12 protein-coding genes are annotated in these 9537 nt (G+C 69.2%); all 12 read right to left on the bottom strand.

Annotated features, from left to right (window positions below):
- A partial coding sequence (locus ACK5KK_RS09420) for a glutamate synthase central domain-containing protein (RefSeq protein WP_416889828.1) occupies positions 1-1681 on the bottom strand: 1681 nt, incomplete at its 3' end.
- A 55-nt stretch (positions 1682-1736) separates the two neighbouring features.
- Positions 1737-2702 (bottom strand): prolipoprotein diacylglyceryl transferase, encoded by a 966-nt coding sequence (gene lgt / locus ACK5KK_RS09425; RefSeq protein WP_416889829.1) that lies wholly within the window; start codon positions 2700-2702, stop codon positions 1737-1739.
- Between the two features lie 55 nt (positions 2703-2757).
- Positions 2758-3540, bottom strand: a complete 783-nt coding sequence (gene trpA / locus ACK5KK_RS09430; RefSeq protein ID WP_416889830.1) for a tryptophan synthase subunit alpha — start codon at positions 3538-3540, stop codon at positions 2758-2760.
- Positions 3537-4745, bottom strand: a complete 1209-nt coding sequence (gene trpB, locus ACK5KK_RS09435) for a tryptophan synthase subunit beta (protein WP_416889831.1) — start codon at positions 4743-4745, stop codon at positions 3537-3539. The genes trpA and trpB overlap by 4 nt, the downstream gene beginning before the upstream one ends.
- Positions 4742-5518 carry an indole-3-glycerol phosphate synthase TrpC gene (gene trpC / locus ACK5KK_RS09440; protein WP_416889832.1) on the bottom strand — a complete coding sequence of 259 codons (777 nt, stop codon included), beginning with the start codon at positions 5516-5518 and terminating at the stop codon, positions 4742-4744. The genes trpB and trpC overlap by 4 nt, the downstream gene beginning before the upstream one ends.
- Positions 5519-5520: 2 nt before the next feature.
- Positions 5521-5751 (bottom strand): DUF6704 family protein, encoded by a 231-nt coding sequence (locus tag ACK5KK_RS09445; RefSeq protein ID WP_416889833.1) that lies wholly within the window; start codon positions 5749-5751, stop codon positions 5521-5523.
- Between the two features lie 65 nt (positions 5752-5816).
- Complete coding sequence (locus ACK5KK_RS09450; protein ID WP_416889834.1) at positions 5817-6407, bottom strand: Trp biosynthesis-associated membrane protein; 591 nt, start codon at positions 6405-6407, stop codon at positions 5817-5819.
- Complete coding sequence (hisI, locus tag ACK5KK_RS09455) at positions 6404-6757, bottom strand: phosphoribosyl-AMP cyclohydrolase (RefSeq protein WP_416889835.1); 354 nt, start codon at positions 6755-6757, stop codon at positions 6404-6406. The genes ACK5KK_RS09450 and hisI overlap by 4 nt, the downstream gene beginning before the upstream one ends.
- Positions 6754-7515, bottom strand: coding sequence for an imidazole glycerol phosphate synthase subunit HisF (gene hisF, locus ACK5KK_RS09460; RefSeq protein ID WP_416889836.1), 762 nt, complete (start codon positions 7513-7515; stop codon positions 6754-6756). Before hisF ends, hisI begins: the two co-directional genes overlap by 4 nt.
- A 1-nt stretch (position 7516) precedes the next feature.
- A complete protein-coding gene (hisG, locus tag ACK5KK_RS09465) occupies positions 7517-8359 on the bottom strand; it encodes an ATP phosphoribosyltransferase (protein ID WP_416889837.1) in 843 nt (280 codons plus the stop codon).
- A gap of 38 nt (positions 8360-8397) precedes the next feature.
- A complete protein-coding gene (locus ACK5KK_RS09470) occupies positions 8398-8661 on the bottom strand; it encodes a phosphoribosyl-ATP diphosphatase (protein WP_416889838.1) in 264 nt (87 codons plus the stop codon).
- 35 nt (positions 8662-8696) lie between these two features.
- Complete coding sequence (gene rpe, locus ACK5KK_RS09475; RefSeq protein ID WP_416889839.1) at positions 8697-9368, bottom strand: ribulose-phosphate 3-epimerase; 672 nt, start codon at positions 9366-9368, stop codon at positions 8697-8699.
- Positions 9369-9537: the final 169 nt, after the last annotated feature.

A 9537-nucleotide genomic window follows, 5' to 3' on the forward strand; every position in this document is an offset into this window, starting at 1 on the left:
GGTCGGGCCCGGCCGACAACAGGTTGCGCTCAGGGCCCACGCTCAGGCCCAGCGAGGTGACGACCTCTTCGCGGATCGAGTCCAGCGGCGGGTTGGTCACCTGCGCGAACTGCTGGATGAAGTAGTCGAACAGCAGCCGCGGGCGCTCGCTGAGCGCGGCGATCGGGGTGTCGGACCCCATCGCGCCGAGCGGCTCGGCACCGGTCTGGCCCATCGGGGTCAGCAGGATGCGCACTTCTTCCTCGGTGTAGCCGAACGTGCGCTGTCGCCGTGTGATGGAGGCGATCGGGTGCACGATGTGCTCACGCTCGGGCAGGTCGCGCAGCCGGACCCGCCCCTCGTCCAGCCATTCCTGCCACGGCTCCAGTGCGGCCAGTTCGGCCTTGATCTCGTCGTCCTCGATGATGCGCCGCTGGGCGGTGTCGACCAGGAACATGCGTCCCGGGCGAAGGCGTCCGCGTCGCTTGATGCGCTCGGGCGCGAAGTCGAGCACCCCGGTCTCGGATCCGATCACGACGAGGCCGTCGGTGGTCTCGGTCCATCGACCCGGACGCAACCCGTTGCGGTCGAGGGTCGATCCGACGACAGTGCCGTCGGTGAAGATGAGCGCGGCCGGTCCGTCCCACTGCTCCATCTGCATGGAGTGGTAGTCGTAGAACGCGCGCAGGTCGGGCGCGATGTCCGCCTGCTTCTCGTAGGCCTCGGGAACCATCATCATGATGGCGTGCGGCAGGCTCCGCCCGGTGAGGGTGAGGAGCTCGAGCACCTCGTCGAACGACGCCGAGTCACTGACGCCCTCGGTGCAGATCGGCAGCAGGGGCCGCATGTCACCGAGCAGCTCGGACTCGAGCTGCGACTGACGCGCCCGCATCCAGTTGCGGTTGCCTTTGACGGTGTTGATCTCGCCGTTGTGCGCGAGCATGCGCAGCGGCTGCGCGAGCGGCCACGACGGGAAGGTGTTGGTCGAGTACCGGGAGTGCACGACCGCCAGCTCGGTGGTGAACCGCTCGTCCTGGAGGTCGGGGTAGAACGGCTCCAGCTGCAGCGTCGTGACCATGCCCTTGTAGCCGATCGTGCGGCACGACAGCGACACGAAATACGCGTTGAGCTCGTGGCGTGCACGCTTGCGCACGCGGTACACCCGCCGGTCGAGGTCGATGCCGGACAGCGCCGGCTGATCTCCGACGGCGGGGTGCGCCAGGAAGAGCTGCTCGAACGCCGGGCGCGCGTTGAACGCCAGCTTGCCCAGGTGTTCGTCGGCGGTGGGCACGGCGCGCCACCCCAGGACGGTCAGCCCCTCCGCGGCCGCCATGTCGGCGATCCCGGCCTTCAGCGCTTGACGCTCGTCGTCGTCCAGCGGCAGGAACGCCATGCCCGCGGCATACTCCCCCATCGGCGGCAGGTCGAAGTCGACGACCGCCCGGAAGAAGTCGTCGGGCATCTGGGTGAGGATGCCTGCGCCGTCACCGGTGCCCGCATCCGACCCGATCGCACCCCGGTGCTCGAGGTTGCGCAACGCCGTCAACGCCAAGTCGACGATGTCGTGACCGGCGTGCCCGCGGAGGGTGGCCACCATGGCCAGGCCGCACGCGTCCTTCTCGAAGGCAGGGTCGTACATACCCTGGCGCGCCGGGAAGGCGCCACCGACTGGGGCTGCACTGCGACGGGGGATCGAGGGCATAGCTACCGTCCTCACGGGAGTGGCTCTGGATGGGACGACGTCGACCCGGAGGGATTCAGTTCGCGGCGGTGGAGCTTGTGGCTTCGCTGTCGCTGACTTCGTTCGCCGGCGGGGCACTGAGGTCCACGAAGTCGTCGGTGTTCTGAGATTGTACCGCCCCGTCGGGGACCCACTGCCTGCCGGGGACGTACGGCGATGGCTCGAGCCCAGGGTGGCGGCGCTTCTGCACGACCATGATCACCAGGCCCAGCGCGACGCCCAGGAGCGCCGCCCACACGTTCGTGCGCAACCCGAAGAACACCTCACTGGGGTCGATGCGGATCGACTCCCACACGATCCGGCCGCTGCCGTACCAGATGAGATACAGCCCGAACAGGCGCCCCCACTGCAGTCGGAGGCGGCGTCCGGCCCACACCAGCACGAACACGCCGGCGACGTTCCAGATCACCTCGTACAGGAATGTGGGGTGGAACAGCGTGCCCTCGGCCAGGCCCGGCGGGAACGCCGCGTTGCTCGCCTCGATCTCCAACCCCCACGGCACATCGGTGGGCAGACCGAACAGCTCCTGGTTGAACCAGTTGCCGAACCGGCCGATCGCCTGCGCGAGCAGCAAACCGGGTGCGAGCGCGTCGGCGAACGTCCAGAACCGGATGCCGGTCCACTTGCAGCCGAGCCAGGCGCCCAATCCACCCCCGAGCAAGGCGCCGAAGATGGCGATGCCGCCTTCCCAGATGTAGAAAACCGCCCACGGGTCCTTGTCGACACCGAAGTAGAACCCCGGGTGGGTCAACACGTGGAAGATGCGCGCGCCGATGATCGCCAGCGGGACGGCGAGGATCGCGATGTCGATGACGACCCATGGCTCTGCACCGCGTCGCGTCAGACGCGCGTTGGTCCACAGCGTCGCCACGATGATGCCGGTCATGATGCACAGCGCATAGATGTGGATCGTGAACGGCCCGATCTGGAAGCTGCTGATCGGGGGGCTCGGGATGCTGGCCACGAGGGCAGAAAAAGTCACGACGGCGAGTCTACTTCGCGCACGGAGGCACGTGCGGACGCCCCGCGCCGGCGGGTCACCGGGCGGTTCCCGCCGAGAGGGCGCGAGCGGTGGCGGCAAGACCGGACAGGCCGTCATCGCGCAGGGCGCGCACGAGCGCCGTGCCGACGATCGCGCCGTCCGCATACTCGAGCACTCCGGCCACCTGCGCCGCGTCGGAGATGCCGATGCCGACGCAGGCCCGCGCGGCTCCGTGCTCCCGAAGTCGCGCCACGAGGGTGCGGGCCGCGGCGTCCAATTGCGCGCGTTCGCCGGTGATCCCCATGGTGGAGACCGTGTACACGAAACCCGTGGAATTCTCGACGATCATCGACAACCGCTCGTCAGTCGAGGTGGGCGCGGCGAGGAAGATGCGGTCCAGTCCGGTGCGTTCCGAGGCCGCGATCCAGTCGGCAGCGGCATCGGGGGTGATGTCCGGGGTGATCACACCCGCACCACCAGCCGCTTTCAGGTCGTCCGCGAACCGGTCGACCCCGTACTGCATCACGGGATTCCAGTACGTCATCACGAGGATGGGCACGTCGGTCCGTTCGCTGATCTCCCGCACCGCGGTGAAGGTGTCGCGCAACCGGAATCCACCCGAAAGCGCTGCCTCGGTGGCCTCCTGGATGACGGTCCCGTCCATCACAGGATCGGAATACGGCGGGCCGAGCTCGAGAACGTCGACGCCGTTCTCGGCGAGCGTCACGGCTGCGTCGATGCTGGTCCGCAGGTCGGGGAAGCCGATCGGGAGGTAGCCGACGAAAGCCCCACGGCCCGCCGCTTCTGCCGCCTCGAGCGCGACCGCGACCCGGCTCATTGCTCTCCCCCGTCGTCATACAGCCCGAACCATCGGGCGGCGGTGTCCATGTCCTTGTCGCCGCGCCCGGACAGGTTCACGGCGATCACCGCGTCGGGGCCGAGCTCCCGGCCGATCCGCAGTGCGCCGGCCAGCGCGTGCGCCGACTCGATCGCGGGGATGATGCCCTCGGTCTCGCTGAGCAGCCGCAACGCATCCATGGCCTCGGTGTCAGTCGCCGGGATGTACGCGGCGCGACCGAGGTCTGCCAGCCACGCGTGCTCCGGGCCCACGCCCGGATAGTCCAGGCCCGCCGAGATGGAGTGCGATTCGACCGTCTGACCGTCCTCGTCCTGCAGGAGATAGGTCAGGGCTCCGTGCAGCACGCCCGGCCGGCCGCGCTCGATCGAGGCCGCGTGCTTGTCGGTGTCGACGCCGTCTCCGGCCGCCTCGACCCCGTACAGCGCGACGCCGTCGTCATCGAGGAATGCGTCGAACATGCCGATCGCGTTGGAGCCGCCCCCGACGCAGGCCACGACCGCGTGGGGCAAACGGCCCACCTCGTCGAGCAGTTGCTGACGGGCCTCCTCGCCGATGATCTTCTGGAAGTCACGCACCATCGCCGGGAACGGGTGCGGTCCGGCGGCGGTGCCGAAGATGTAGTTCGTGGTCTCCACCGACGCCACCCAGTCGCGGTACGCGTCGTTGATGGCATCCTTCAGCGTCCGCGACCCCGTCGTCACCGGGATCACCTCCGCACCCAGCAGCCGCATCCGGGCGACGTTCAGCGCCTGCCGCTGCGTGTCGACCTCTCCCATGTAGATGGTGCAGTCGAAACCGAACAGGGCGGCCGCCGTCGCCGTGGCCACCCCGTGCTGGCCCGCGCCGGTCTCTGCAATCACGCGGGTCTTCCCCAGCCGGCGGGTCAGCAGGGCTTGACCGATCACGTTGTTGATCTTGTGCGAGCCGGTGTGGTTGAGGTCTTCGCGTTTGAGGAAGATCCGCGCTCCCCCGGCGTGCGCGGCGAACCGGGGTACCTCGGTCAACGCCGACGGGCGACCTGCGTACGAGCCGAGCAGCTGGAGGAACTCGGCCTGGAACTGCGTGTCGGCCTTGGCCGACTCGTACTCGGCGGTCAGTTCGTCGATCGCCGCGATGAGCGATTCGGGCATGTACCGGCCGCCGTACTTTCCGAAGAACGGACCCGACGCTTCGCGCAGACTCATGCTCCCGCCTCCCGGAACGCTCGCAGGGTGGTGACCGGGTCGCCGGTGACCAGCGCCTCGCCGACGAGAACGGCGTCGGCCCCGGCAGAACGGTAGTGGGCGACATCGGACGGGGCCAGCACCGCCGATTCGGCGACGCGTACCGCGCCCGCGGGAATGTGCTCGGCGAGGCGCCCGAACAGGTCGCGATCGAGCTCGAACGTGGACAGGTCGCGGGCGTTCACGCCGACCAGCCGGGCGTCCACGTCGGCGGCACGGCTCACCTCGTCGAGCGAGTGGGTCTCGACCAACGGCGTCATGCCCAGTTCGCGCACGAGAGCGTGCAGATCGGCGAGCACACGCTGATCCAGAGCCGCCACGATCAACAGCACCAGGTCGGCTCCGGCCGCGCGCGCCTCGAACACCTGGTAAGGCGTGGCGATGAAGTCCTTGCGCAGCACCGGCACCGAGACCGCGCTCCGCACCGCCTCCAGGTCGGCGAGCGAGCCCTTGAATCGCCGCTCCTCGGTCAGCACCGAGATCGCGGCGGCACCGCCCTGCTCGTAGAGGGATGCCTGCCGGGCAGGGTCGGGGATCGCGGCGAGATCCCCACGCGAGGGACTGGCGCGTTTGACCTCGGCGATGATCTTGACGGTCTCGGCCGGTGCGAGCGCCGTCAGCGCGTCCCGCGCGGCGGGCCGCGCGAGGGCGCGGGACTCGACCACGGTCAGCGGAACCGATTCTCGCCGGGTTTCGGCGTCCTCGACGGCTCCCGCCGTGAGGGCGGCCAGCACGTTCAGTGCTCTTTCGGGGTGTACTTGGGTCCGTTGACGCCGTACCCGGCCTTGGCCATGACCCAGCCGACGATCAGCCCGACGAAGAGCAGTCCGGCACACGCCCACACCATCACCGGGAGGTCCAGCCAGTAGAAGACGGTCCCGAGCGTCACGGCAAGGAGCATGATGATGACGGCCGTCCAGGCGGCGGGGCTGTTTCCGTGGCCGGGGTCACCGATGGGGTTGCTCATGTCTCTCCTTCGCGTACAGGGCGCTGCGCCCAGTCTAGCGGTGCGCCGTCGCGACACCGCGGTCGTCACGCCGTGGGGTCCTCGCCGCGCGACAGATCGTCCCAGTCGTCAACCGCGTCGTGCGACCGCGACCCCACCGGCGACTCGGCGTCCGGTGCGTAGCGCCGACCGCCGACAGGCCAGAGGTGGGCGGTCGTCAGGGTCCACGCTCCACCCGCGACGACGGCACACCCGCCGAACACGGCGAGCACCGGCCACCCGGTCACTGTGATCCCGGTCACGGCGTCGCGTACCGTGTCGGCGCCGCTCAAACCCGTCGTCTCGGTGACAGCTGCCGCGTAGGCGTCGACGGGTATCCCGACCGCCACCGCCGCGGTCCCCACGATCAGACCCAGGCCGAGGATCAGCGCCAGGACGGCGAACACGTACCGGAACACCCGGCCGACGAGCGCCAGGGCCAGCCCCAGCGCCAGCGCCGCGAGGCTCAGCGGCGCCAGCAACGCCATCGCGTCGCTTCCGGTCACCCAGAGCGACGCGTGCGCGTCGGTGACCACGACGTCCAGCCACGGCTGCGTCGAGGCGATGAGCGCCCCGCCGCCACCGGCCACGATCGCCAGTACGGCGATCGTCCGCGCCCGCGCCGGCACGGCTGTCATCGCCGGCCGACCGCCGGATCGAGGTCGTCGGCGTCGAAGCAGGTGCGGGTGCCGGTGTGGCATGCGACTCCCACCTGGTCGACCGCGATGAGCACCGTGTCCCCGTCGCAGTCCAGGCGCGCGCCTTTCACGTACTGCCGGTGGCCGGACGTGTCGCCCTTGCGCCAGTACTCCTGACGCGACCGCGACCAGAACGTGACCCGGCCGCTGGTGAGCGTGCGCCGTAGTGCCTCAGCATCCATCCAGCCGAGCATCAGCACCTCGCCGGTGTCGAACTGCTGGATGATCGCGGGCGCGAGGCCGTCGGCGCCGAAACGCACCCGCGAGACTCGTTCATCGTCAACGGTCATCGCGTCTCGATCCCCTCGGCGACCATCGCGCTCTTGACGTGATCGATCGTGAGCTGACCGGTATGGAACACCGATGCCGCCAGGACCGCATCGGCCCCGGCACGCACGGCGGGAGCGAAGTCATCGGCGCCGCCCGCTCCTCCGGAGGCGATCACCGGCACGCTGGACAGTTCCCGCATGAGGGCGACCAGTTCCAGGTCGAAGCCGTCCTTCGTGCCGTCCGCGTCGATCGAGTTGACGAGCAGTTCGCCCACGCCGCGGTCGATGCCCTCGCGCGCCCATTCGAGGGCGTCCAAGGTGGTGGCGGTGCGGCCGCCGTGGGTGGTCACGACGAACCCGGACACGGTTACGGGTGACCGCTTCACGTCCAGCGACAGCACGAGCACCTGGGAGCCGAAGCGGTCGGCGATCTCCCCGATCAGCGGGGGGCGGGCGATCGCGGCCGAGTTGACGCCGACCTTGTCCGCACCCACAGACAGCAGACGTGCCACGTCATCGGAGGTGCGGATGCCGCCGCCGACCGTCAGCGGAATGAAGACCTCTTCGGCGGTGCGCCGCACCACGTCGTACGTCGTCGCGCGGTCATCCACGGTGGCGGTCACGTCCAGGAAGGTCAATTCGTCGGCGCCCTGCTCGTAGTACAGGCGCGCCAGTTCGACCGGGTCGCCCATGTCGCGCAGGTTCTCGAAGTTCACCCCTTTGACCACCCGGCCGTCGGCGACGTCGAGGCACGGGATCACACGGCACACGAGCGACATGTCACAGCCTCGCGTTGTGGATGCCTGTGACGAGGATCGCCCGTGCCCCGATCGCGTAGAGGGCATCCATCACCTGGTTGACCGTCTTGGTCGGACTCATCACGCGGACAGCGACCCACTCCGGGTCACGCAGCGGCGAGACGGTGGGCGACTCGATGCCGGGGGCGATCGCGACCGCCTGGTCCACCAGGTGCGCCGGCAGGTCGTAGTCGATGAGCACGTACCGGCGGGCCACCAGAACGCCGCGCAGGCGCCGCAGCAGCGTGTCCAGACCGGGAGCAGCCGCCGGTGCCCCGATCAGCACCGCCTCCGATTCCAGCAGCACGGGGCCGAAGATCTCCAGTCCGGCCTGACGCAGGGTGGCGCCGGTGGAAACGACGTCGGCGACGGCGTCGGCGACCCCGAGCTGCACGGCCGACTCGACGGCTCCGTCCAGCGGGACCAGGTCGACCGCGATGCCCTGCTCGTCGAGGTAGGCGTCGACGAGTCCGGGGTAGGAAGTGGCGACGCGGACGCCCTCGAGGTCGTTGAGTTCGGCGAACGCGCCGGGAGGACCCGCGAACCGGAACGTGGACCCGCCGAAACCGAGTGCCTCGATCTCGCGGGCGCCCGGCATGCGGGCATCCTTCAGCAGGTCACGACCGGTGATGCCGACGTCGAGCGCGCCGGAGCCGACGTAGGTCGCGATGTCTTTGGGTCGCAGGTAGAAGAACTCGACCTCGTTGTCGGCGTCGACCACGTGCAGAGCCTTCGGGTCGCGGCGCCCCGCGTATCCTGCCTCGGCCAGCATCTCGGCAGCCGTTTCGGACAGGGAGCCCTTGTTGGGCACGGCGATTCGCAGCATGTTGCGTTCTTTCGGTGTCGGAGCGGTCGGGGTGTCGCTCACAGATGTCGGTACACGTCGTCGAGGGTGAGCCCCTTGGCGAGCATGAGCACCTGCAGGTGGTAGAGCAACTGAGAGATCTCTTCGGCCGTCTCTGCGTCGGACTGATACTCCGCGGCCATCCATACTTCGGCGGCTTCCTCGACGATCTTCTTGCCGATGGCGTGCACCCCGCGGTCCAGCTGCGCAACCGTGCCCGATCCTTCCGGGCGGGACGCGGAAGTGGCGGTGAGCTCAGCGAACAGCCCGTCGAACGTCTTCACCCTGACAGGCTACCGGCACGTCGCGGTGGCGCGCGTCAGTGGACGTGGGCGGATGCCGTTGCACGTAGCGCGGCGATGGCCTGTGAAGGATCGTCGGCTCCGAACACCGCGGACCCGGCGACGAACGTATCGGCGCCGGATTCGGCGGCCTGGGCGATGGTGGACGCCGACACTCCCCCGTCGACCTGGAGCCATACCTGCGATCCTCGGCGACGGGCCTCATCGCGCAGTCGGGCGAGCTTCGGCATCTGGTCGGCCATGAACGACTGCCCCCCGAATCCGGGCTCAACGGTCATCACCAGGATCTGGTCGAATTCGTCGAGCACGTCGTACAGACTCTCCACGTGGGTCGCCGGCTTCACGGCGACGCCCGCGCGCGAGCCGATCTGCCGCAGGCGGCGAGCCAGCGCGACCGGCTCGGCGGCTGCTTCGAGATGGAAGGTGACTGACGCGGCGCCGAGCTCGGCGTAGCCGGGGGCCCACCGGTCGGCATCCGTGATCATGAGGTGGACGTCCAGCGGAACGGAGCTGGTCGCCTGGATGCGCTCGACCATCTGCGAGCCGAAGGTGAGGTTGGGCACGAAGTGGTTGTCCATGACGTCGACGTGCACGAAGTCGGCGCTCGCGACGCGAGCGAGTTCGGCCTGCATGTTCACGAAGTCGGCGGCGAGGATGCTGGGATTGATGCGGATGTCGCTGTCGGCCACGTCTCCATTATCCCCCGTGCCCTGCCGGGCACCGCCATCCCCGGCAGTACGCCCGGCCGCTTCCGCTGACGGGCGTGCCCTTGTGTAGCCTTGGTTCGGCTCGCGGTAGATGCCGTCGCGCTCAGGACACAACAAGACTCATCGCGGGGGGAGGTCTCAATGGGGCGGA

The sequence above is a fragment of the Microbacterium sp. genome, from assembly GCF_047972865.1.
Classification (GTDB): Bacteria; Actinomycetota; Actinomycetes; order Actinomycetales; family Microbacteriaceae; genus Microbacterium.